22 protein-coding genes are annotated in these 25099 nt (G+C 41.1%); 7 read left to right on the top strand and 15 right to left on the bottom strand.

The window, feature by feature from the left end; all coding sequences use genetic code 11:
* Positions 1-148: 148 nt before the first annotated feature.
* Genes rfaC through rfaD form a run of 3 tightly spaced genes read right to left on the bottom strand, consistent with a single transcriptional unit; the run spans position 149 to position 3112 of the window.
* The gene (rfaC, locus tag V2H77_RS05100) at positions 149-1114 is read right to left on the bottom strand and encodes a lipopolysaccharide heptosyltransferase RfaC (protein WP_341497943.1); all 966 of its coding nucleotides are present in this window, start codon (positions 1112-1114) and stop codon (positions 149-151) included.
* Entirely contained in the window at positions 1114-2163 is a 1050-nt protein-coding gene (rfaF, locus tag V2H77_RS05095; RefSeq protein ID WP_341497942.1) for an ADP-heptose--LPS heptosyltransferase RfaF, read from the bottom strand. Before rfaF ends, rfaC begins: the two co-directional genes overlap by 1 nt.
* Before the next feature lie 10 nt (positions 2164-2173).
* Positions 2174-3112, bottom strand: coding sequence for an ADP-glyceromanno-heptose 6-epimerase (rfaD, locus tag V2H77_RS05090; protein WP_341497941.1), 939 nt, complete (start codon positions 3110-3112; stop codon positions 2174-2176).
* Between the two features lie 233 nt (positions 3113-3345).
* Here rfaD and kbl point away from each other — a divergent pair, with 233 nt between their 5' ends.
* The 3 genes from kbl to V2H77_RS05075 all read left to right on the top strand — a co-directional run bounded on the left by kbl (position 3346) and on the right by V2H77_RS05075 (position 5857).
* Positions 3346-4542, top strand: a complete 1197-nt coding sequence (gene kbl, locus V2H77_RS05085) for a glycine C-acetyltransferase (protein ID WP_341497940.1) — start codon at positions 3346-3348, stop codon at positions 4540-4542.
* A 9-nt stretch (positions 4543-4551) separates the two neighbouring features.
* Positions 4552-5577, top strand: a complete 1026-nt coding sequence (gene tdh, locus V2H77_RS05080) for an L-threonine 3-dehydrogenase (RefSeq protein ID WP_036811235.1) — start codon at positions 4552-4554, stop codon at positions 5575-5577.
* A 76-nt stretch (positions 5578-5653) separates the two neighbouring features.
* Positions 5654-5857 (top strand): antitoxin ChpS, encoded by a 204-nt coding sequence (locus V2H77_RS05075; protein ID WP_265379070.1) that lies wholly within the window; start codon positions 5654-5656, stop codon positions 5855-5857.
* Between the two features lie 42 nt (positions 5858-5899).
* On the opposite strand, the gene V2H77_RS05070 is transcribed toward V2H77_RS05075, so the two are convergent.
* Together V2H77_RS05070 and envC are read right to left on the bottom strand one after the other, a co-directional pair.
* A complete protein-coding gene (locus V2H77_RS05070; RefSeq protein WP_341497939.1) occupies positions 5900-6811 on the bottom strand; it encodes a divergent polysaccharide deacetylase family protein in 912 nt (303 codons plus the stop codon).
* A 4-nt stretch (positions 6812-6815) separates the two neighbouring features.
* Positions 6816-8123 carry a murein hydrolase activator EnvC gene (envC, locus tag V2H77_RS05065; protein WP_341497938.1) on the bottom strand — a complete coding sequence of 436 codons (1308 nt, stop codon included), beginning with the start codon at positions 8121-8123 and terminating at the stop codon, positions 6816-6818.
* A gap of 480 nt (positions 8124-8603) precedes the next feature.
* Between envC and V2H77_RS05060 the strand changes: the two genes are divergently transcribed.
* From V2H77_RS05060 to cysE, 4 genes are all read left to right on the top strand, one after another.
* Positions 8604-9041: a rhodanese-like domain-containing protein gene (locus tag V2H77_RS05060; protein ID WP_049584941.1), complete on the top strand. Its 438-nt coding sequence runs from the start codon at positions 8604-8606 to the stop codon at positions 9039-9041.
* A 69-nt stretch (positions 9042-9110) separates the two neighbouring features.
* Positions 9111-9587 carry a protein-export chaperone SecB gene (gene secB, locus V2H77_RS05055; protein ID WP_118986057.1) on the top strand — a complete coding sequence of 159 codons (477 nt, stop codon included), beginning with the start codon at positions 9111-9113 and terminating at the stop codon, positions 9585-9587.
* A complete protein-coding gene (gpsA, locus tag V2H77_RS05050; protein ID WP_265379068.1) occupies positions 9587-10609 on the top strand; it encodes an NAD(P)H-dependent glycerol-3-phosphate dehydrogenase in 1023 nt (340 codons plus the stop codon). Before secB ends, gpsA begins: the two co-directional genes overlap by 1 nt.
* 44 nt (positions 10610-10653) lie before the next feature.
* The gene (cysE, locus tag V2H77_RS05045; protein WP_341497945.1) at positions 10654-11475 is read left to right on the top strand and encodes a serine O-acetyltransferase; all 822 of its coding nucleotides are present in this window, start codon (positions 10654-10656) and stop codon (positions 11473-11475) included.
* A 98-nt stretch (positions 11476-11573) separates the two neighbouring features.
* Here cysE and V2H77_RS05040 read toward each other — a convergent pair whose 3' ends face one another.
* From V2H77_RS05040 to V2H77_RS04995, 10 genes are all read right to left on the bottom strand, one after another.
* The gene (locus tag V2H77_RS05040; protein ID WP_265379067.1) at positions 11574-12272 is read right to left on the bottom strand and encodes a class I SAM-dependent methyltransferase; all 699 of its coding nucleotides are present in this window, start codon (positions 12270-12272) and stop codon (positions 11574-11576) included.
* 549 nt (positions 12273-12821) lie between these two features.
* Positions 12822-13310 (bottom strand): tRNA (uridine(34)/cytosine(34)/5-carboxymethylaminomethyluridine(34)-2'-O)-methyltransferase TrmL, encoded by a 489-nt coding sequence (gene trmL, locus V2H77_RS05035; protein WP_341497937.1) that lies wholly within the window; start codon positions 13308-13310, stop codon positions 12822-12824.
* 309 nt (positions 13311-13619) lie between these two features.
* A complete protein-coding gene (locus V2H77_RS05030; protein ID WP_341497936.1) occupies positions 13620-14318 on the bottom strand; it encodes a class I SAM-dependent methyltransferase in 699 nt (232 codons plus the stop codon).
* A gap of 581 nt (positions 14319-14899) precedes the next feature.
* Positions 14900-15928 carry a UDP-glucose 4-epimerase GalE gene (gene galE / locus V2H77_RS05025; protein ID WP_341497935.1) on the bottom strand — a complete coding sequence of 343 codons (1029 nt, stop codon included), beginning with the start codon at positions 15926-15928 and terminating at the stop codon, positions 14900-14902.
* A 200-nt stretch (positions 15929-16128) separates the two neighbouring features.
* Positions 16129-17601, bottom strand: coding sequence for an undecaprenyl-phosphate galactose phosphotransferase WbaP (gene wbaP, locus V2H77_RS05020; protein WP_341497934.1), 1473 nt, complete (start codon positions 17599-17601; stop codon positions 16129-16131).
* 69 nt (positions 17602-17670) lie between these two features.
* The gene (locus V2H77_RS05015; protein ID WP_341497933.1) at positions 17671-19104 is read right to left on the bottom strand and encodes a phosphomannomutase; all 1434 of its coding nucleotides are present in this window, start codon (positions 19102-19104) and stop codon (positions 17671-17673) included.
* Positions 19097-20533 carry a mannose-1-phosphate guanylyltransferase/mannose-6-phosphate isomerase gene (locus V2H77_RS05010; RefSeq protein ID WP_445935462.1) on the bottom strand — a complete coding sequence of 479 codons (1437 nt, stop codon included), beginning with the start codon at positions 20531-20533 and terminating at the stop codon, positions 19097-19099. The genes V2H77_RS05015 and V2H77_RS05010 overlap by 8 nt, the downstream gene beginning before the upstream one ends.
* Positions 20534-20550: 17 nt before the next feature.
* Positions 20551-21699 (bottom strand): glycosyltransferase family 4 protein, encoded by a 1149-nt coding sequence (locus V2H77_RS05005; protein ID WP_445935461.1) that lies wholly within the window; start codon positions 21697-21699, stop codon positions 20551-20553.
* A 7-nt stretch (positions 21700-21706) separates the two neighbouring features.
* The gene (locus V2H77_RS05000) at positions 21707-22753 is read right to left on the bottom strand and encodes a glycosyltransferase family 4 protein (protein WP_341497931.1); all 1047 of its coding nucleotides are present in this window, start codon (positions 22751-22753) and stop codon (positions 21707-21709) included.
* Between the two features lie 13 nt (positions 22754-22766).
* Positions 22767-24035 (bottom strand): O-antigen polymerase, encoded by a 1269-nt coding sequence (locus tag V2H77_RS04995; RefSeq protein WP_341497930.1) that lies wholly within the window; start codon positions 24033-24035, stop codon positions 22767-22769.
* Between the last annotated feature and the right edge of the window lie 1064 nt (positions 24036-25099).

Here is a 25099-nt window from a genome sequence, read left to right as displayed (position 1 = left end):
TATATTTATATTTATATTTATAAGTCGCTTATTTTAATGTTTGAATAAGGGGATAGATAAATATAGGAGATGATTTATAGCAAATTATCTTTTTTCAGTTAATGATTGAAAGATCAGGCGTCCACCAGAAACGCCTTAGATTAGGTAATCAGATAATATTTTTCTGTAGATAAGTTAATACTTTCGATGGCGTAATACTTTTGATATTACCATCCTCCGCTTTTAAAGATATTTGTTCCTTACCATAGCCGCCAATGAGTCCTGGATCTGTCGGGCCAAACAACGTGATATTAGGGCGATCCAATGCGGCAGTGAGGTGACTCAGGCCAGTATCAACAGAAATAACCGCTTTTGCACCGGCTAGCTCTTGGGCTACTTGTGCCAAAGTCATCTTTGGTAATACTTCCACATGAGGGAAGTTTTTCGCTAGTCTCAGCGCACGTTGATATTCATGTTCTGCGCCCCAGGGAAGTTTAACTCGTACCCCCATCGGCTGAATTTCAGCAATGAGTTGTCGCCAATGGCTTTCCGGCCAATGTTTTTCATCGCGAGTTGTGGCATGGAGAAAAACCAGATAATTGCTCTGATTTTCTGAATGCTGATGCAGAAAATGACGGGCAATCCCATAATCGCCCTGTGCTGCCGGTTTGATATAACCCAAGCTGACAGCAAACAGTTCCCGGATACGCTCTACGGCGTGCTGTTGCTTGCTGACTGCGTGGCAGTAATCATAAAAAAAACTTGCTAATGGCTCACGGATACTTTTGCGGTCGTAACCATGTTTAGGACCGTAAGCTAATCGAGTGACCAAAAATGCGCTTTTTAATAACCCTTGAGCATCGATGATGGCATCATATTGATGTAATTTTAATTTTTCTCTGAATAAACGGCGTTCTGTACGAATTTCTGGACTAAACCAGTTTTTGCGCCAGCGGCGAATAGCAACAGGAATAATTTGATCAACAACGCTGTGCCAGCCAGGAATTTGGGCAAAACCTTCCTCAACTACCCAATCAAAACGGATGTCAGGTAAGTTTTTTTCTGCATCAGTCAGCGCAGGGAGTGAGTGAAGAACATCGCCCATAGAAGACGTTTTAACCAGTAAAACCCGCATTAACTCTGGTTCTCCGCTTGTAATAATTTTTCCAGGGAAGCGCTCACCTGCTCTGGCTGAATATCAATCAGACTCTGATGATAGCCATGTGCGCTGTCACCTTTTCTGACTTTGTGATAGCCAGTAATAAGACGGATAACTTCCGCTTTATCGGATAATGGAGGGGTAAAATCTGGGCTACTTGGGCCGTAAAGTGCAACTAGAGGGAGATTAAGTGCTGCGGCAACGTGCATCAAACCAGAATCGTTAGTAACAACAGCATCACAGGCCGCAATAATATTGACTGCCTGTTCAAGAGAGGTTTGTCCGGCAAGATTGATGCAGTATTCACTAGCTTCTCCTGTCAGTGACTTGCGGATATCCTCTCCACCTTCGTGATCTTTGGCAGAGCCGAATAGTAGAATTTGATATCCTTTTTCAGTAATAAGCTGTTGAGCTAACGCGGCATAGTGATAATGCGGCCAACGTTTTGCCGGGCCAAATTCTGCGCCGGGGCAGAAACCGATGATGGGTCGATGATCAGAAATATTGAATGCCGCGGTGGATTCAGCAATATCTTCATCACTGACATCGAGTTGAGGCCAAAGCAATGGTTGAGGCAGGTCTGCCGCACTATTGGGTTTTGCATCGTAAGCCAATGCGGCGTAGCGTTGAACCATTAATGGGAAGGCTTCTTTATTCAGTGTACGAATATCATTGAGCAATCCATATCTCATTTCACCGCGCCAGCCGGTGCGCAGAGGAATATTGGCGAAGAAAGGCACCAAGGCAGATTTGAAAGAATTTGGCAGCACATAAGCGCGATTATATTTACGTTCACGCAGAGCAACCCCCAAACGACGGCGTTCGCCTAATGCCAGTGCGCCATGCCCTAATGGCATAGCTAATGCTTGATTGACCTCCGGCATTTTGTCCAGCAGTGGGCGGCACCAGGCTGGGGCCATCACATCAATTTCTGCATTAGGATGCAAAGCCTTTAATGTTCGGTAAAGGCTCTGCGACATCATCATGTCACCCACCCACGAAGGGCCGATCACCAATATTTTCATAGCGAGTAGATTACTTCTCCTGATTAAGCCAATGCATATATTCCGTTACCCCTTCGGCAACGGTTTTGAATGGTTTATCATAACCCGCAGCCCGAAGTTTAGTCAGATCTGCTTGCGTGAAGCGCTGATAACGGCCTTTCAAATGTTCAGGGAAATCAATATGCTCAATAGTTAGCGATTTATCTTGATGGAATTCAACCACCGCATCTGCAACCGCCTGGAAAGATTCAGCACGACCCGTTCCGCAATTATAAATACCGGAAACGGCGTTTTTCCAGAACCAAAGATTAACTGCTGCGGCATCGCCAACATAAATAAAATCACGTTGAAAGCTTTCACTGCCAGCGAATAGTTTTGGGTTTTGTCCCTGATTGATTTGATTGTTCAAATGAAAGGCAACACTCGCCATACTACCTTTGTGCCCTTCACGTGGCCCATACACATTGAAATAACGGAAACCACAAATTTGTGAATCAGCTTGAGGCAGGATCTCCCGAACATATTGGTCGAACAGAAACTTAGAGTAACCATAAACGTTAAGTGGTTTCTCATATTGACGTTCTTCGATAAAATTATCAGTGCGACCGCCATAGGTTGCTGCTGAGGAGGCGTACAGGAAAGGAGTGCCGCGTTCAAGGCAATAGTGCAGCAATTCTTTAGAATATTGATAGTTATTATCCATCATATATTTGCCATCCCACTCGGTTGTGGATGAACAAGCGCCTTCATGGAAAATAGCGTCAATATCACCGAAATCATCACCGGCCAAAACACTGGCGATAAACTCTTCCTTGTCCATGTAATCAGCAATATCTAAGTCAGCCAGATTGGTGAACTTAGTACCATCTTTCAGATTATCTACGACCAGAATATCTTTATATCCTTCGTCATTTAGTGCTTTGACAATATTGCTGCCAATAAATCCAGCACCGCCAGTGACAATAATCATCCGACTCACCTCTACAATCGGGTTAATGAAGCAAATTGCTTCTATAATAACATCTAACATCCATGACGACAGCAGCTTAAGCAGGGGAATATACTGAAATATTATGGTCATTCAGGTTGCATGGCGTGACGGATACGGCAAAGTTAATATTATCTGCCTGATAGAGTCGTCAGTTGCCTGATCAATGAGTAAAATGCGTAATGACCCTTCATTTATAAATCAGGAGAAAATAAATGTCAGCATCATTTTATCAGCAAATTAATGAACAATTAGAACAAGCCCATTCTGAAGGGTTATTCAAAAATGAACGTATCATCACTTCTGCACAAAATGCTGACATAGCTGTAGCCGATGGCAGCCATGTTATTAACTTCTGCGCAAATAACTACTTAGGTTTGGCTAATCACCCTGATCTTATTGCGGCTGCTAAAGCGGGAATGGATAGCCACGGTTTTGGTATGGCGTCTGTTCGCTTTATTTGCGGGACTCAGGATACTCATAAAGAGCTGGAGAGAAAACTGGCGGAATTTTTGGGCATGGAAGATGCCATTCTTTATTCTTCTTGTTTTGATGCTAATGGTGGTCTATTTGAAACGCTGTTTGGGCCGGAAGATGTCATTATCTCTGATGCGCTGAACCACGCTTCTATTATTGATGGCGTCCGTTTATGCAAGGCGAAGCGTTATCGTTATGCTAATAATGATATGCAAGAACTGAGAGCGCAATTGGAGAAAGCTAAAGCAGATAATGCACGCCATATTGTGATTGCAACCGATGGTGTGTTCTCAATGGATGGCGTTATTGCTGATTTAAAATCTATCTGTGACCTGGCGGATGAATTTGATGCGATGGTCATGGTGGATGACTCCCATGCTGTTGGTTTTGTTGGCGCTCATGGTCGTGGTACGCATGAATATTGTGACGTAATGGATCGTATTGACATCATTACCGGCACATTAGGTAAAGCGTTGGGTGGGGCTTCTGGCGGCTATACTGCGGCGCGTAAAGAAGTTGTTGAGTGGTTGCGTCAGCGTTCACGTCCATATCTGTTCTCTAACTCACTGGCGCCGGCGATTGTTGCGGCATCCATCAAGGTACTGGATATGCTGAAAGAGGGAGATGCATTGCGTGATCGCCTGTGGAAGAACGCTAACCTGTTCCGTGAAAAAATGACAGCGGCAGGCTTCACTTTAGCAGGGGCTGACCATGCAATCATTCCTGTCATGTTAGGTGATGCAAAATTGGCGCAGGAATTTGCCGCAGAGTTACTGAAAGAAGGCATTTATGTGACTGGTTTCTTCTATCCGGTAGTCCCTAAAGATCAGGCCCGTATCCGCACGCAAATGTCAGCGGCGCATACGGAAGAGCAAATTGAACGTGCAGTTGCGGCGTTCACGCGAATTGGTAAGCAATTGAACGTAATTGCATAAGGCATCTCTATGAAAGCATTGTCGAAGTTAAAAGCAGAAGAAGGCATCTGGATGACTGATGTGCCCGAGCCAGAGTTGGGGCACAATGATGTGATGATCAAAATCCGTAAAACAGCGATTTGTGGTACGGATGTGCACATCTATAACTGGGATGACTGGTCGCAAAAAACCATTCCTGTACCGATGGTTGTTGGTCATGAGTATGTTGGCGAAGTTGTTGCTATTGGTCAGGAAGTAAAGGGTTTTAAAATTGGTGATCGGGTGTCTGGCGAAGGGCATATTACTTGTGGTTACTGCCGTAACTGTCGTGGCGGCCGTACTCACTTATGTCGTAATACCATTGGCGTAGGGGTAAACCGCCCTGGTTGTTTTGCTCAATACTTGGTTATTCCCGCATTTAATGCGTTTAAAATCCCAGATAACATCTCTGATGAGCTGGCTTCTATTTTTGACCCATTTGGCAATGCTGTTCATACCGCGCTTTCGTTTGATTTAGTTGGCGAAGATGTGCTGGTTTCTGGCGCAGGCCCAATTGGTATTATGGCTGCGGCAGTCTGTAAGCATGTGGGTGCGCGTCATGTTGTTATCACAGATGTTAACGAATATCGCCTTGAACTGGCGCGTAAAATGGGGGTTACCCGTGCGGTGAACGTCAGTCAGGAAAATCTGACCGATGTCATGGCGGAATTGGGTATGACGGAGGGTTTTGATGTTGGTTTGGAAATGTCCGGCGCCCCGGCGGCGTTTCGTACCTTATTGAATACCATGAATCACGGCGGTCGTGTCGCATTGTTGGGCATTCCTCCATCAGATATGGCAATTGATTGGAATCAGGTGATTTTCAAAGGCTTGTTTATTAAAGGTATTTATGGCCGTGAAATGTTTGAAACCTGGTACAAAATGGCTACATTGATTCAGTCTGGTTTGGATCTGACCCCCATTATCACTCACCGGTTCTCTATTGATGATTTCCAGAAAGGTTTTGACATCATGCGTTCAGGGCAGTCTGGTAAAGTTATTTTGAACTGGGATTAATCAGTAAAGTTACTACTAAGTAAGATTGACAGGCGTTTTCAGTTTTCTGGGGCGTCTGTTTTTTTAAGGTAATTCTATGACAATCAAGAAATGGAGTAACAATAGCGTAATTGTTATTCCTGCTGTTTATTTGAAACAGATCGTCGCTAAAGTTGGTCATGAACGGGATATTGAGGTGAAAGGCGGTAATTTGTTGCTTAAGCCTGTATATCGACACTATACATTGGCGGAACTAATAGCGAAATGCGATCCCAATTCTCCAATGGAGACGGAGAAGTGAATAGAAATAACAAGATAATTGGTTATTTCTTAAAATGATTTTCTATTCTGTTTTATCCTGAGACTTATCTCCGGCCAGTTTCTGGATGTATCGACTCACTGTATTCACAATAGGATTATCAACCAGAGTATCGCCAATAACTGCCAGATAATCTTGGCTAGTAACTGTCATGGGGGCCTCTTTTATTTCACACAGCTTGCCCCATTTATGGCGATTATCACCAACAGGTTTGTTACTTAACAACCTACTTGGGCTGACTAACTCAATATCAGCGGGAAGCGTTGGCAGCATTTGTTGTAATACCTGAATGGTTGTTGAATGAGGATGGCCGATAGCAATGGCGGAACCATTCTTACGGGCAATAGAAATTGCACGATTTAACTGACGGCGAGTTTCTGCTTCTGATTGCACATCATCCAGGAAAACATTACGGCGGATAACGCGAACAGACGTGCCTTGCGCTGCCTTTGTTACCTGAGTATTGCCAATTGTCACGCTGTCGAGAAAATAGAGGTTATAACGAGACAATGAGCGCATTACTTTCTGCATTCCCGGCAAGCTTGAAGTCATAGCGCTGCCCATATGGTTATTGATTCCTACAGCATAAGGAACTTTTTGTATGGCACGCTGGATGATGCGGTCAATTTCTTCACTGCTCATAGTTGGCTGGAGAGTATCCGGTTCTAACAATTGCTTACTTAAAGGTGCCATTGGCAGGTGGATTAAGATCTCCCGACCTTGTTTATATGCTTTTTCGGCCATCTCCCTGCCATGCGGTGAATCCGGCAGAATGGCGATAGAAACCGCAACAGGCATCTGCAATATTTTGTTTTCATTATGGGGACGGTAGCCAAAGTCGTCGATAACAATAGCTAAACGGGCAGCACTGGCTTGTAGGCTCAAAAGTAACAGGGTGGTAGTACCAATGAGTTTTGCGAACTTGCGTTGTCTCACCTGATTATCTCCCAAGCCACGGTTGTGGGTTTACCGCTCTTCCTTGACGGCGAATTTCAAAATAGAGTGCGGATTGTTGCTGACCGCCACTATTACCGACCAATGCAATAGCTTGTCCGGCCCGAACTTGCTGGCCGACCCTGACTAGGGCGCTCTGATTATAGCCATAGAGACTCATATCACCTTTACCGTGCTCTATAACGACAACCAGCCCATAGCCTTGCAACCAGTCAGCTAACAGTACCCGGCCATCGGATATCGCTTTGACTTCAGTGCCTTCTGTGGCCGAAATTACCATGCCTTTCCAGCGCAATTCGCCTTGCAGCGCTTCACCAAACTCATGTATCACCTTACCGTGGACAGGCCAGATTGCCTGACTAGCCGGACGGCCAAGGCCACCGGTACGCGCCATCAATGCCCGCTCATCTTCAGTGGGTTTATAGCTAGAGCCTTTTTGCTGTGCTTGCTTCTGTTTCGCTGCAATTTGAGCACGGACACGGGCAGCTTCTCTGGCTTCTCGTTCAGCCCGTGCTTTCGCTTCCCGTTCTGCTTTAGCAATTTTATCTCGCAGACGAGTTTCATTTTGTTTTAGTTCAGCGAGATTTTTCTGGTCTTTCTTTAAGGAAGACTCCAGCTCAGTTAGGGTTTTTTGCCGGGCATTGCGGGCGACTTCCATTTGCTGTTTCTGTTGCTGCTGCTCAGTCAGAACTTGTTTTTGCTCTTCCTGTTTCTGTTGCTCAAGTTTTTTCTGTTCGGTTAAATCAACGGCTGTTTGTTCAAGTTTAACAATGGTGTCCTGACGGGCTTGATTAAGGTAGCTATAGTAAGCAAGTATGCGCTCACCTCTCTTGCCCTCTTCTCCTCTGAACATGAGTTCAAGCCCTTGATGTTGCCCTTGACGAAATGCAGCATCCAATTGGCGTGCCAGCATATCTTGTTGCGCTTTCTGTTGTTTTTCTAATTTTTTGATGTTGGAGACTAGAGCGGTAATCTCTTTATTCAGCTTACTGAGTTGAGTTTGAGTGTTGTGTAGAAATTGACCAATTTTGGAAATGGTATTTTCCTGATCTTTTAGCTGATTTAGCAAAGAACTCCGTTTTTGCTGCTGTTGTTGCACACTTTTCTCTTTCTCCGCGATGTTTTGTTGGAGATCTTTCAGTTGATTTTTATTGGCGATAATTTGGTTTGCAAAGGTATTAAAGCTGAAAATAACAAATAGGAAAGCATAGAACAATGGGGCACAGATATTATTCCGCCATGAGTTCCGATTGCGCCGATAATTACGGCTATGTATTTCCTTGTTGTCAGCCATTTCTGTAAATATACCTTGCTACATATGCACTAGATTATTTCATGATGAACAAAGAGTTACCAGATGCTACGCTGATTTTTTACACTTTCAGATAATGCTGTCTTAACATCGAAATCGAATATACCCGTTATCTTTCAAGTTGCCTCTTTGTTGGCTGCACTCACTCACCCCGGTCACATAGTTAGCTATGCTCCCGGAGATTCGCTCCCTTGCCGTCGCGATGCATCTTGAAATCCATAGGGTATAAATATAAACATATTAGCCTATTTATCGTTGAAATTCCTGCATGCATTCAGTGTGACAGGACAGATGCGAGTAATGTACTTAACATGCTTCATTTTCAGGATATTTTTATTTTTTCTCGAAACTCTCCGCAAAATTTGCATTGAGCTTGTGCTATTTGGCTGTAATTGACGCATCACAAAGGTATACTCTGGAACCTTAGATATTTGTTATTAACCAACGGGAGTTGTTGCCCCCATGCTGCAAGAAATCATGCAATTTATTAACCAGCATATGACCTTAAGCCTCATCTGGATTGCGCTGCTGGTTGCCGTTATTGTAACTACAACGAGAGGTTTCTTCTCTAAAACCAGAGAGATAACTCGTGCTCAAGCTATTAATCTGATCAATAAAGAAGAAGCCATCGTCGTGGATTTACGTTCCCGTGAAGATTTCCGCAAAGGGCATATTATTGGTTCAGTAAACCTGACTCCCTCTGAAATTAAAGACAACAATTTTGCTGAGTTGGAAAAACACAAAAAGCAGCCTGTAATTGTTGTTTCTGCGAATGGCACTGAATCTCGTACTCCGGCAGAGAATCTTATTCGTGCTGGTTTTGAACGCGTATGTTCCTTGAAAGAAGGTTTGGTTGGTTGGACAGGCGAAAACTTGCCATTGGCGCGTGGTAAAAAGTAATCATTTTGGGCGTGAATGGCGACATTCACATAAAAAGTTTAATAAGGACATCTAAAGGTAACAATTATTATGTCAGAACAAAGCAATACAGAAATGGCTTTCCAGATCCAACGTATCTACACCAAAGATATCTCTTTTGAAGCACCAAACGCACCGCAGGTGTTTCAGCAGGAATGGCAGCCGGAAGTAAAACTGGATCTGGATACAGCTTCCAGCGAATTGGCTCAAGGGGTTTATGAAGTTGTTCTGCGTGTTACTGTAACGGCAGCTTTGGGAGAAGAGACGGCATTCCTGTGTGAAGTACAGCAAGGGGGTATTTTCTCTATTGACGGTATCGAAGGGACTCAGCTAGCTCACTGCTTGGGGGCATACTGTCCGAATATCCTGTTCCCATATGCTCGTGAATGCATCACTAACTTGGTTAGTCGTGGAACCTTCCCACAGCTGAATCTGGCTCCAGTAAACTTTGACGCCCTGTTCATGAACTACCTGCAACAGCAGGCGGAACAGTCTCAGGGTGGTGAACAAACTGAACAGGAAGCTTAATGAATAGTACTGTTTCTATGACAGTTATCGGTGCCGGTTCATACGGCACCTCATTAGCCATTACGCTGGCTCGTAATGGTCATAATGTTGTACTTTGGGGACATAATCCAGAACATATTAGGGCATTGCAACAGGCGCGTTGTAATCAGGAATATCTGCCGGATGTTTCCTTTCCTGATAGCTTATTGCTTGAAACAGACCTCATAAAAGCACTAACAGCGAGCCGCGATATTCTTGTTGTGGTACCTAGCCATGTGTTTGGTGAAGTGTTAAAGCAAGTAAAGCCACATCTACGGCCTGATTCACGTATCGTCTGGGCAACTAAAGGCTTAGAAGCGGATACCGGTCGGTTATTGCAGGATGTGGCCCGTGAGATATTAGGCAATGCAATACCGTTAGCGGTGCTTTCAGGGCCAACATTTGCTAAAGAGTTAGCGGCTGGTTTGCCTACTGCGATTGCTATTTCTGCGACGGAATCTGCTTTTGGCGATGAACTTCAGCAATTATTCCACTGTGGCAAAAGCTTCCGGGTTTATAAAAATCCTGACTTTATTGGCGTTCAACTCGGTGGCGCCGTAAAAAACGTGATTGCCATTGGTGCGGGGATATCTGATGGTATGGGTTTTGGCGCTAATGCTCGTACTGCCTTGATTACTCGTGGATTGGCGGAAATGAGTCGCCTTGGCACAGCGCTTGGTGCTGATCCTTCAACCTTTATGGGCATGGCGGGATTGGGCGATTTGGTCTTAACTTGTACTGATAACCAGTCACGCAATCGTCGTTTTGGCATGATGCTGGGGCAGGGAATTAGTGTTGAAGACGCCCAGAATCAGATTGGGCAGGTTGTTGAAGGTTATCGCAATACCAAAGAAGTACGTGCGTTGGCTGATCGCGCCAATGTAGAAATGCCGATCGCAGAACAAATCTATCAGATACTGTATTGCAATAAAAATGTGGTAGAAGCTGCTCAGGCATTATTAGGAAGAGCCAGAAAGGATGAGAGCGATGATGTGCGCTCTTAAATAAAAATCTAATGAGATAGGTTCTAAGTGTGAGAGTAAAAAATATGTCGCTAGAGGAATTGGACGAAGTTTGGAAGAACATAAAAACAGAGGCGAGAGCACTGGCTGAATGTGAACCGATGTTGGCCAGTTTTTTTCATGCAACGTTACTCAAACATGAAAATCTTGGTAGTGCTCTAAGTTATATGCTGGCTAATAAGCTGGCTACGCCGATTATGCCGGCTATTGCTGTTAGAGAGATTGTAGAAGAGGCTTATGGCTCGGATCAAAAGATGATTGTCTCTGCTGCTCGCGACATCATAGCGGTACGTTTACGTGATCCCGCCGTAGATAAATACTCAACTCCTCTGCTGTACCTTAAAGGATTTCATGCTCTACAAGCCTATCGTATTGCCCATTGGATTTGGGGAGAAGGGCGTAAGGCATTGGCTATTTATCTGCAAAACCAAATCTCGATGTCTTTTGGCGTTGATATTCATCCGGCAGCAAAGATTGGTTGCGGCATTATGCTTGACCATGCTACAGGCATTGTGATTGGTGAAACGGCGGTAGTGGAAAATGATGTTTCTATCCTGCAATCCGTCACCCTTGGCGGTACTGGTAAAGCAGGGGGTGATCGTCATCCGAAAGTCAGGGAAGGGGTGATGATTGGCGCAGGTTCGAAAATACTGGGTAATATCGAAATTGGTCGTGGGGCCAAAATTGGCGCAGGTTCAGTTGTACTTCGCTCTGTTCCGCCACATACAACGGCCGCCGGGGTGCCTGCCCGTATTGTCGGTAAACCTGAAAGCGAAAAGCCATCATTGGATATGAACCAACATTTTAATGGTATCAATCATGGCTTTGAGTACGGTGATGGAATTTGATTTATCGAAATCTGGATATCAATAATAGCTATCATATTTTCACATGCTGAATGTGGAAATATGATTTTGCACGCTTAACTTATTAAATCCTCTATAAATTATTTTTTTGCTACACCTATTATAATATAGTGCCAATGTTTAGGAACGACTTTATTTAGAACTTTATTATCTAATACCCCTAAAAATCTTCTTTGAAATTCATTCCTACCAAGCGTAGCAAGGAATCCTAATGTTGTATAATTAACATTTGAAAATGCTGATAGATAATCTGTCATTTCCTTGGCGGTAACATAGCCCCAAGTATTTCCCCAATTAACGTAATTTTTCCTGAGGAATTTATGCAATGGTGATGCAACCAGATTTTCTGCAAACCAAAGTTCACCTTCTGCTTTTAATGAATGAAATATCTGATTAATAGCCTCTTTTTGTGCTGTTTTATTGAAATTATAACCGACAGCACCTAATACTGATTTAAACATAACAATATCAAAATGGTTCTTATATTTAATATCTGATGCGTTTAATTTATCATATTGAATGCTCTTTTCTATATTATAGCGCTGATGCTTCTCCAGTGCTTTTGACGTAGGGCCATCTAAATCGGTACATAGGACATTTGCTCCATTCAATGCTGCCCATAATGATAACCCACCATTTCTACTACCTAGCTCTAGAATATTAGCTGACTTTAATTCTAATCCAGAATGATCTTGCCAATATTTTAATGAATGGCTCCAATTATATATGTCCCATTCTATGACATCATGGAGAAATTCTTTTGAATTTTTTGCTTTCATAGCGTAACCAATATATCAATGAAAATGAGTTGTCTTAATACTAACCTTATTAAATTATTATGATCTAAATAGTCTTACTAAATAGAGATCATTTGAAGGAATCAACCTCTATTAAGTTATATGAATCAACTTATAAGGGGAAAAAATTCCCCAATAGGGTTAATTTATACTAATCATAGCATCTACTTCCTGTGATGAATTATGATTTAACGCAAAAACTTGTTCAGAAAACCTAGATAAAAACTATGCCCTTGATGTCTAACGATACATTATGGGTAAATTCTGTCACTTACATCGGCAATCTGCCCATCTTTTATCGGACGCGATATTGGAGCACTGAACTGATAACCATCGTAGCCGTACCATGCTTTATCCGAAAACATGACGAAAATAGTTGTTTGGTTCTCACCGTGGGTCTGATACAGAGCAGTTCCTATACTGCATTTCTGTGACCCACGCGAAAAGGAAAAAACTGCCGTGATATGGTCAATAACACATTGAACCATTGCAGGAATGTGTAGTGGTATTAGGCATATTTATATTGACGCACTATTTCCTGATGATAGCGCCCTGATAATCTAGTTGCCGCCAGGCTTCAAAAACAGCAACGGCAACTGAATTGGAAAGATTCATACTGCGACTATTTGCTAGCATTGGGATACGAATTTTTTGTTGTGATGGCATATTATCCAATACATAAGGCGGTAACCCTCTGGTTTCCGGCCCAAACATTAAATAATCCCCTGCTTGATAACTTACGGCGCTATGTGCCGATGTTCCTTTTGTTGTGAGAGCAAACAAACGAGCAGAAGACTCTCCTGCTAATCCTTCATTCTCTAAAAAAGCAGAATAATCATAATGTTGTTTAATATTGGCAAACTCATGATAATCCAGCCCGGCTCGACGTAGCCTTTTATCATCCCAGGTAAAACCCAGAGGCTGAATCAGATGCAATTGAAATCCGGTGTTAGCACAAAGACGAATAATATTACCGGTATTAGGTGGGATTTCAGGTTCAAATAAGACGATGTTTAGCATAATGCCCCCCAGAAACAAGGGGAACAGGTTAGCAGAAATCAGGAGGGGATGCAGGGGGATCTTCATATACCCATTATCTTTCAAGTTTCCTCTTTGTTGGCTGCACTCACTCACCCCGGTTACATAGTTCTCTATGCTCCCGGGGATTCGTTCCTTTGCCGTCGCGATGCGTCTTGAAATCCATAGGGTATATTTGTTAGAAAATCTTTCCTTATTGGAGTACTCGATTGTATTGTCAGTAAACTTAAAAGTGAAAAAAACATCACTGGATATAATCCAACATACTAAATTTTTTAGAAATTCTCTGGATTATTTTTTTGCCACACCGATTATAATATAGTGCCAATGTTTAGGAACGACTTTATTTAGAACTTTATTATCTAAGCTCCCTAAAAATTTTCTTTGAGATTCATTCCTGCCAAATGTAGCAAGGAAACCTAATGTTGTATAATTAACATTTGAAAATGCTGACAGATACTCGGTCATTTCATCGACAGTAACATAGCCCCAAGCATTCCCCCAATTAACATAATTTTTTCTGAGAAATTTATGCAATGGCGATGCAACCAAATTTTCTGCAAACCAAAATTCACCACCCTCTTTTAATGAATGGAAAATCTGATTAATCGCCTTTTTTTGTGCTGATTTATTTGAATTATAACCAATGCCACCTAATACTGATTTAAACATAACGATATCAAAATGGTTTCTATATTTAATATCTAACGCGCTTAATTTACCATATCGAATTCTATTTTCTATATTATAACGCTTATGTTTCTCCTGTGCTTTTGGAGTCGGGCCATTTAGATCAGTACATAAAACATTACCTCCATTTAATGCTGCCCACAGTGATAATCCACCATTTCGGCTTCCTAGTTCTAGAATATTAGCTGATTTTAATTCTAGGTTAGAATGGTCCTGCCAATATTGTAAGGCATGACTCCAATTACATATATCCCACTCTATGACATCATTGAGTAGCTCTCTTGAGTTTTCTGTTTTCATAAAATGACCAATGGGTTAATTATTTTGATAATACTTTTATAGTGAATTATTACGATCTAGTGATAGATTATTTTTTAATGACGGTATTCCAGCAAAAGATTACGGGAGGGTTTGTTTAGCAAGAATTTTAGATAGATAGGTTGTACTCATCGTTGTTTTTGTGTCGGTTTCTCCTTAAACATTTTCGTGTTATTCAGTACATTCACTGCAATATGTTTTATCCGAGATGGCAACTCTGCTTGAATTGGGAGAGCCTGACGGTTTTTCCGTCTGTGGCGCCCCCAAAGTTCTTCGTTAGTTCACGGCAAATATTCATCCATTCAATGAAACGATTTTGAAACTGTTCGGAGTTGAAACGGCTTTTGGTGTCATAAGTTGTAATACCCTGTTTAAATTCACTATATTGTTTTAACTATCCTCAACGTTCGACACCAAAATTTTCAATTTCTTGCCAGTCTTTGGCGCCAGCAAAATAACGTCACAATTATTAACGGCAGAATATCTGCCAGCTTATAGTTATTTGCTGTTCTGGCTAAGATCGCGAGTAACCGAGTAGTTGTTAAGTCAATTGTGGAAGGCTTTTAGCGTTTTTCCCCTGAGTGAAAACCATGAGGATTATTCTTCTGCCAATTCCAACTGTCACGCATCATATCGTCAATATTACGTGTTGCTTGCCAGCCAAGGATATTGCGAGCTCTGGACGGATCAGACCAACACTCAGCAATATCCCCAGGACGTCTATCTGTAATTTTATATGGAATATCTTTACCTGATGCCTTTTCAAAAGCATGAAGTAGTTCAAGTACAGAGTAACCAGCACCTGTTCCTAAATTAAAAACTTCATAGGATTGCTGTTTATTCAGATAGTCAATGGCGGCAATATGGCCTTCAGCCAAATCCATCACATGAATATAATCGCGAACACCGGTACCGTCTTTAGTTGGGTAATCGTTGCCATAGACGGATAAACATTCCAGACGACCAATAGCAACCTGAGTGATATAAGGCAACAGATTATTGGGAATACCGTTAGGGTCTTCGCCAATCATACCTGATGGATGAGCACCGACAGGATTGAAATATCTTAGACTGGTGATTTTGAAACTTGGTTCGGCAGCGGCAAAGTCTTTTAGAATTTGCTCAACCATCATCTTAGAAGTGCCATAAGGATTAGTTGTACCACCAACTTTAGCATTTTCCGTGAGTGGTACAAATTCAGGATCACCATAAACCGTTGCGGACGAGCTGAAAATCAGTTGATGTACGCCATTGGCACGCATAGCCTGTAACAGAACTAAGGTGCCAATAACATTGTTTTGATAATATTCAAGAGGCTTTCTGGTGGATTCGCCAACTGCTTTTAATCCGGCAAAATGAATTACAGTGTCTATTTTGTTTTCTTGAAAAATCTTATTTAATAAATTTAGGTCAAGAATATCACCTTGGTAGAACTTCACTGATTTGCCAGTAAGTTTCTCAACTCTACGAAGAGATTCGGGTGATGAATTGCAGAGATTATCGATAACAACAACATCAACCCCTCTTTCCAGAAGTGCTAATACTGTATGTGAGCCGATGTAGCCGGCTCCGCCGGTGATTAATGTAATCATTTGAATTACCTGGTAATTTCTTATCAGTGTGTGGTTAAGTTGTATGAGAACTTAAAAATTTGCTTTTCAAATATTTTTATTAAGAAACTGAAAATAGACTGCTTATTGCCAGAAGAACAGATAAAAAAGCAGGCTTAAAACCTGCTTTCTCAGTAATACTAACTTATAGAGATACTATGGCACACAGTTTTATTCCACGACTAATAGGCACCATCTCGTTTAAGCACCACATTGATTGTTTTAAATAAAATCGCAATATCATTCCAGAGTGCCCAATTTTTTACATACCAGCTATCAAGATATACGCGAGTCGTATAGTCAACATCGTTACGTCCACTCACCTGCCATAATCCTGTCATACCAGGTTTCGCCATGAGGTAATATGACTTGTCATCTCCGTAACGTTCAAGTTCTTCTTGAACAATGGGTCTTGGGCCAACGAGACTCATTTCCCCTCTTAGTACATTGATCAACTGTGGAAGCTCATCAAGACTGGTCTTACGCAGGAAGTGGCCGATAGGAGTGATTCTCGGATCATTTTTGAGCTTGAAATCCTTCTTCCATTCTTCCATAGCGTTCTGATCTGTCTTGAGCAGATTTTCCAGTACTTCTTTAGAATTGATAATCATAGAGCGAAACTTCAAACATTTAAATCGGCGACCTCCTTGCCCTATACGCTCATGACCATAGAAGGGGGAAGCACCATCACGGGAAACTTTCCAGCCGATAAAAAGAAACAGAGGGGAAAGGAGTACCAACAAAAGGGAAGAAACGACAATATCGAAACCACGCTTAAGAATACTCGATGACCGTCTAGCCAAGTTGTTCTTAACCCTTAGCATTAAAAGTTCATGGCTAAAAGAGTGAGACATATCTGTGCCATAGAGTGGCACTCCACGTAAGGTTGGGATCACTGAGATATTACGAACACCATGGGCAGAGAGATAACGCAGTAACTCGTCTTGTAGTTCGTTCTGTTCATATTCAAGAGCGATGAAGATCTTATGTTGACGGTACTTTTTAAGCAACTGCTCAGGAGTGAGATGAAAGAGCGGAAGAGTTTCCACCGGGCTGACAGCACAATTATTGTCTGGAGCAACAAAGCCTATAACTCCAAAGCCAAGTAAAGGTTCGCTGCATATAGCCAGATAAGCTTCACGAGCGTTATTTCCACTGCCGATGATGATAGTCGGCATACTCCAGTATCTAAGCTTAATTAATAACAGTTTAGTCAGCCATCGGCAAAATGGCAGAGCAAACATGACAATCAACCAGAACATTGCCCACTGGTAGCGAGAAAAATTCCACTTAGAGATAGCCACTATTGCTAAATCCGCCACAGCCAGTCCGATGATCATCAATAGAGTTTCTCTTAGTTCATTCCAGAATGGCTTGTGATAAGTGTAATGCCGCAAATGTCCCCAGGACCAAAGAAGAGTAGCGAAGGTAATTGCCAGAAAACTCCATGCCCTAGCCACATCCGATCCGTTTTTAAAAACAAGGGAGAATGAAACATCGGTACGAATACTCTCAAACCACCATGAAAGCGCAAAAGCGCCAGCCATAGTTAGAAGGTCACTTGTCATCAGAGAAAAACGGTTAACAGATGCTGAATAGTTTCCATATTCGAGATGTTCGTCCTTGGAGTATCGGATCATTTCTTTTGAATCCATATAATATTTACCTAAATTCGAAAGAGTATTCGGCAAAGGGCCAAGTAAGCACTCTGCCGTAAGTTGAAATCATTTTTGGGTTGCAAGTGAGTCTAGACAGGTTTTGACAATCTCTTTTGCTCTATTTACATTTTCGGCTTCAGCATAGCAGCGTAGTTCTGGTGCATTACCGGATGGGCGCAAGTGCACAATGATATTATTATCAAGGGCCATTCTTAAACCATCAGTAAGATCAAGATGAATAACTTGGTGATTATCAAGCCCCAATAAAGTTAGTAGTTGTTCCGGTGCCTGAATCCCTTTATCCAAAATAGTGCGGCTCAATGTTGCGGGAAATTCTTTAAGCCTGTCAGAATGCGTATAACGAGAGGGCAGAGCATCCACTAATGAAGCAATCCCTTTATCTTTGCTTGCACTCAATGTGATAAGCGCGGGTAAAAGTGCATCGCGAGTAGGAAGAGCTGCCAATACTTTGTTTTCCACATCAATATCACTGCCGAGCAAGAAGCCGCCATTAGCCTCAAAACCGGCAATACGTTTAAACTGGTGTGAAAGAGGCGTAAACTCCGCAATAACATAGGGAGAGCCGATTTTGGTCAAGACAATACTGGAGAAACGGCCACAACTCTGTACTGCACTGTTGCAGCTTACGGGTACTGCTAGAGCCTCAATGTTTAATGCATCGGCACACAGCAGTCCCAATATGTCACCTCTTAGCCACTCTCCGTGCTCATCCGCCAACAACGGGCGATCTCCATCGCCATCGGTCGAGAAGATGGCATCCAAAGCAAGTTCATCTGACCAGCTTTTAGCTTTAAGCCGATCTTCCTCAGTGACAGCCTCTGTATCGATGGGAACAAATTGATCAGTACGCTCAAGGGAAATAACTTCTGCACCCAATGATCTGAAGAGAGGGGCATAAAGATCGCGTCCAGCACTGGAGTGTTCATAGATGCCAATGCGCTTTCCTGCCAGCAAATCTGCGGAAAACAGAGAACGGTAACGATTTATATATGCTTCTGAGGCATCTGATAAGACAGTCAGTGATGTCATTTCAGTAAGAGGTTCAAAAATAACCGCTGCCGAGAGGATAGCTTCTTCGTCTGCTTTAGTTATTTCCCCATCGGGGCGATAAAACTTGAGTCCATTACGGTCAAAGGGAATGTGACTGCCGGTAACCATGATGCATGGCATGCCATCTTGCATTGCTTTATAGGCAAGCGCAGGCGTTGGTATCACGCCATAATAGACAGGTTTAATGCCAACTTGGCGAAGGGCTGTTGCACAAGCTATGACCATATCAGGACTGCTAGGACGGTTGTCGATAGCTAATGCAACTTGGGTTACCTTATATTGCTTCTGCATTATTGATACGAAGGCGTGGGTAAAAGCGGAGCATACATCTGGGGTAAAATCAACAACTAGTCCACGGGCTCCACTGGTACCAAAGGCGACACCACTGGCGGCAATGACCTCCTGGCTACTCAGTTTTTTGTTATTCATTTTCTTTTATTTCCACTCTGCCATAACGATCACTGAGGCGGACAACATCGTCATCCCCTAGATAAGAACCAGATTGGATCTCTATCACTTCCAGCGGAACTTTCCCCGGATTTTCGAGAGTATGGACAACGCCCACAGGTATATAGGTAGATTCATTTTCGGTAACCAAATAAGACCTATCTCCTTGATTTACTCGGGCAGTCCCTGCGACCACAATCCAGTGCTCTGCACGATGATGATGCATCTGGGTAGACAGGCTTTCACCTGGTCTTACAGTAATGCGTTTGACCTGATAACGTTGCCCTTTATCAATAGCATCGTATTTTCCCCAGGGACGATAGACTTCCCGATGTAAACGATGCTCTGAACGTCCGGAGTTTTTCAGATTCTCGACAATCTTCTTTACATCTTGTACTTGAGATTGATCCGTAACCAGAACGGCATCCTTGGTTTGAACTACAACCAAATTTTTTACTCCGACAAGACTAACCAAGCTATTTTCAGAGTAAACGTAATTGCTGCTGCTATTGTGTTGCAATACATCCCCTCTGAACACATTACCATCATCATCTTTTTCCGATATGTCCCATAAAGAAGACCAGGAGCCGACATCAGACCAGCCGGCAGACAGAGGGACGACAACAGCATCAGCCGTCTTTTCCATAACTGCATAATCAATCGATTCACTTGGACAGTCGAGAAATGCCGACTTATCTACTCGTACAAAATCGAGATCAGGATTGACAGTCCCTACAGCCGTCGCACAGGCTGAATGAATATCGGGCCGGAATGTTTTGAGTTCATCTAGAAAACGGCTGGCACGGAACAGAAACATGCCGCTATTCCAGTAATATTCCCCACTCTGTAAATACTGTTCTGCGGTCATTGCCTCCGGTTTTTCGACAAACTGCGCCACGGCAAAGGCATCCTCCTGACTGGCTCCACGGTGAATGTAACCATATCCGGTTTCTGCATGGGTAGGTACGATACCGAAGGTGACAAGTTTACCTGCCTCTGCATGAGGGATCGCCTGCCTCACCACATCAATAAAAGCCTTTTCATCCCGAATCACATGATCTGCCGCCAGCACCAATAACAGGGGATCTTCACCTTTGTTTACGGTTTGAAGAGCGGTAAGCGCTGCCAATGCGATCGCTGGTGCCGTATTGCGCCCGGCTGGTTCGAGGATAATGTTGTGTGCCAGCTTGTCCAGATGTCGCAACTGCTCAGCTACCAGAAAGCGATGATCTTCGTTGCAGATCACTAAAGGGGATTCTGTTGATAGTTCATTTAGGCGCTGTACTGTTGTCTGCAACATGGTGAACTCACCATCAAGCTTAAGAAACTGTTTTGGGTATAACTCGCGGGAAAGGGGCCATAACCGACTGCCTGAACCCCCGGCCATGATGACGGGAACAACTGAACTCATAACAATATCTCGATTGATTAATAATGAATTTGTTTTTTTGCTTGAAACTGTTGCCATTTGTCCTCGACAAAGGAGGCAAATTCCTGAGCAAACCTTGCTTCTGAGAAACGTTCGGCATTTTTACGGCAAGATTGTGGTTGGATCAGACTAGTGTGACGTTCAAAACGTTTCACAGCCGAACAGAGCGATGTCACATTTTGCTCTTCGAAAAACAATCCTGTAGGATTATCATTTCCTAATGGTCGAACTGTTTCGAGAGCTCCGCCTTTACCAAAAGCAATTACAGGAGTGCCACAGGCTTGTGCCTCAACGGGAGTAATACCAAAGTCCTCCTCTGCGGCAAATACAAATGCTTTAGCACGCTGCATATGTGACTTGAGCACATCAAATGGCTGATAACCCAGTAAGGTGATATTGGGATGACCATCAGCTAGGGCAGCAGTCCGCTTATATTCGCTGCCATCACCTATCACGACTAGTTTTTTGTCTGGCATCTGAGTGAAGGCTTTAATAATCAGATCCATTTTCTTATAAGGCACCATGCGTGAGGCGGTGAAATAAAAATCTTCCTTTTGTTCAATACAGGAAAAATCTTTTACAGCGACTGGAGGATAGATGACCGTCGCATCACGACCATAAACTTTTTTAATTCGCCTGGCGATAAAATGAGAGTTAGCGACAAAGTGGTCAACACCATTAGCTGTTCGGTAATCCCATAATCGCAACTTATGTAACAACCACTTGGTTATCCATCCTTTGAGACCTTTATTCAGTCCCGACTCTCTCAGATATTGGTGTTGCAGATCCCATGCATAACGCATTGGGGAATGGACATAACTGATATGCAATTGATCGGGTCCTGTCAACACTCCTTTGGCGACTGCATGAGAGCTTGATATTATTATATCAGCATTACTAACATCAAATTGCTCTACAGCTAAAGGCATTAATGGCAAGTACTTCTGATAAAATTTCTTTGCTTTTGGCAATTTTTGTACGAATGATGTGGTTGCTGTCTTATTTCCAAAGTTTATTCTCTGTTCATTAGTCAAAAAATCGATTAAAGAGAACAGAGTTGCCTCAGGATATAAACTCAATATATTCGCTGATACTTGTTCAGATCCTGCATAACTAACTAGCCACTCATGTATTAATGATACTTTCATGTAACTTTCAGCCATTAATTAATAAATTGTACGTTTTTCTCGCTGTTTCATTCCATGAGAATTGCATTGCACGAGCAACAGACATTTGCGAGAGGTTTTTAGAAAATTGAATATTTTGCATTACTTCAATCATAGCATTGGTAATAGCATTTATATCGAAGGGGTCTACCAGAATTGCTGCATCACCAACCACTTCTGGTAGAGAGGTAACATTGCTCGTTATAACTGGTAATCCACAAGCCATTGCTTCTAACGGAGGTAAACCAAATCCTTCATAAAGAGGAACATAAATAAATGCAGCAGCACAGTTATACAAATTAACAAGGTCTACATCATCTACGTAACCTGTAAAATGAACCCGTTCAGGGATGTTTAATATTCCCACATCTTTGAAAATTCTATTATTTTTTGCGCCGGCGATAACAAGATGTACATCACTTAAACTAGATGATGCTCTTTTCCATGCTGATAATAAGCGATAAATATTTTTCCTTGGTTCTATGGAGCTGACAGTCAGAATAAATCTTTCTTGAGGCAATTCATATTTTTCATATATATAAGATAATTTTGCTTTGTCCGTAATAGCCACAAACTGCTTATCAACACCGTTATAAACGACATGTACTTTGCTACTTGGTATATTATAAAAGTCGAGCAATCTATTTTTTGTATATTCGGAAACGGCAATAATCGTATCACAATTTTTAACTATCCTGGGAGTAATAAATCGATATAGAGTAGAAAATGAACGAGTTGTCCATTCAGGATGTTCAATAGATGCCAAATCATGAATTGTAACTACATGCCGGCATGATAGATATAGAGAACCGGTATTAGATGGTGACCATAATACATTATTTTTTTGCCGAAACGCAGATAAACGGTATGGCAGATATAACTGTTCCCATAAATGCCCTTTAACACCGGTCATCGGAGTTGGAGGATGAATAGTTGTAAAAGTATCTTTTCCCCAATGTTCCAATACAGAAGATAAATAACGTTGAACTCCAGTTATTTTTCCACTTAATATTTTTGTGTTTACAAAAACATTCACATCATACCTCAATTTAATATTTTATTTTAATTCTCAGTTTCCAATTTACAACATAGTAAAAAATAAAAACGAAAAATAGGTTTGGAACAGAATAAATGGACATGTTGTAAAAGTTAACAAAGAAAATAAGAATAGTTGTTGCATAAATATAATTCAGAGTAAAGAATGATATACTTAATGAACTGCTTTTTTTTACAAATAAAATCATATGAGTAGTCAGATAACCAGAGATAAAAGAGAGCACTACGACTCCTACCCAAGAAAAACTTACATATCCCCACATATATACTGGTAATCTTAAACCACCTGAGGTAATCTGAGATATGTCATCCACTCCGTTTAATATTTTTAGACTATACACAGATGGATTCCATTCATAGCCAAATGGAATTAAACCACCAATAAAGGTTTTTCCATAAGTAAATATATTATCTACGACAAATCTCGATAGAAAGTTTAACTGATCTGGAACATCTGGGGCACCAGCCATTGCTCCTTCCAAAAAGCTATCAGCATCACTATATGCAAATCCCAGTAACCACCATAAAGCAGCGCCAAATACATATATAAAAATATATACAGAAAATACTATGCAGAATATAAAACGACTTTTGTAGGCAGCATAAATCAAAACTGGAGTTAATATAGAAAAACCGATAAAACCTCGTTGCAAACTTAATGCAATGCATATAAATCCAAGTAAAACAACAAACGACAACTTATAATCAAATTTATCTATGATAAGTAGAATAGCCAATGGCAAGAAAACAGGAATTATCGAATTTCCTATCCTAAAAAAAATGGCAACTCGTTGATATGTTTCTTGATATTCACCTCGAAAGAATTTTGCTGCGAGAGGATCACTTGCAAACATAGGAGTAAATCCCATGCTGATATAGCTAATTATCATTAAAAAACATGCAAATAATAATATAATAAATGTTCTATTCTTTAGTTTACTGTCTACATCATAATAGTCCCCTTGCATATGATAGAAAGGTACAAGTGGTAAACTAATCGCTGGGGTTTTTTTTGCAATTATAACGCCTATTAGAAAAGAAGTTGCTCCAATTACATTAATTTCTGTATATAAAGAATAAACCTCATATTTTGAGTACAATTCATTGAAAAAAATAAAAGGGACAATATAAGCAATAAGTATTAAGGGAAATCCCAAATGGGCATATATGTTCTTTCTATTAAACCATATAAGGTACAGTGACAGAGTAGGAATACTAAGCGAAAGAATATTCAATAAAGATGATAAATTCATATCTAACATATGGATTTCTTAAAATAAATATGATGGTTTAATTGTAGTAGTAAAGTAGACAGCCGCAGGTTTATAGTTAAGCTTGGTATCATTTTTTTACTCGCTTGAGTTCAGGCCCGCATTATAATGGCTTGAGGCGTTATAATATCTGAGAATGTATTAAGAGTTGTTTTAAATTTCTAGAAAAATTTTCTATCGAGTTGTTGTTCCAATAACTGCTTTACAGCGATTAGTGTTATAGGGATTTAGTGTCACTAAATCAATTGACTGAAAGGGGACCTGATAATAATAGTGATATCCTCCAAGGATAGATAATGTCAGTATAGTGGAAAGTCGAATTGTAGATACTTCATTCTAGAGAATGTGGGTAGTGTGAATAAAATGGCTTTTATAAAACAGTACTGCATTTAATTTAAAGTTTATATGAAATGGCTAATTAGTTTAAAGTAGGATGTTATTTCGTCATTTTAGCCTAACGTTTTAGTAAGAATGACAACCATATTTGTTAATCGATATCTTATAAAGACACGATTTAATAATAAAAACCACACAATCCATAATATTGAGAAATAGCTATAATTACGAAGTCGATTTACAAATTCCATCAATTCTTGAGTTATCTTTTTTATAATTATATTTTTATCTCCAATCTCACATGAACTGAACTATCAAAGATATTTTGAATTAAAATTGGTTAATATTTATTTTTGATGATTATATGAGTTTTTTGAATAATCCTGGAAGGGACTATATAATTTTTTGTTCTTATCAAACTTTACTTGAGGATAATTCAAATGATTTTTAAATAAAGATATAAAAAATCATGGTTTTGTAAGCTATAATAAACGTATTTTGCTATAAAAATAGTGAATAAAATGTGCAGAATTTATCAAAAATAATATAAGAATTTTTCTCGAAAAAACAATAAAGAAAATAAATAGCGGAGATGATTAATAAAGAAAAAATCAATATTTAAAATTTAGCGTATAATAAGAAATGGCATTTGTTGACGATTTTTTATTTAACATATTAATAAGAGATTTATTATATTTTAATTCTCCTGTTTTCTCATG

It is taken from the genome of Photorhabdus sp. P32 (assembly GCF_038085095.1).
Classification (GTDB): domain Bacteria; phylum Pseudomonadota; class Gammaproteobacteria; order Enterobacterales; family Enterobacteriaceae; genus Photorhabdus; species Photorhabdus luminescens.
Note: the sequence above shows the minus strand (reverse complement) of the source record. Positions and strands in the feature narration are given on the sequence as shown.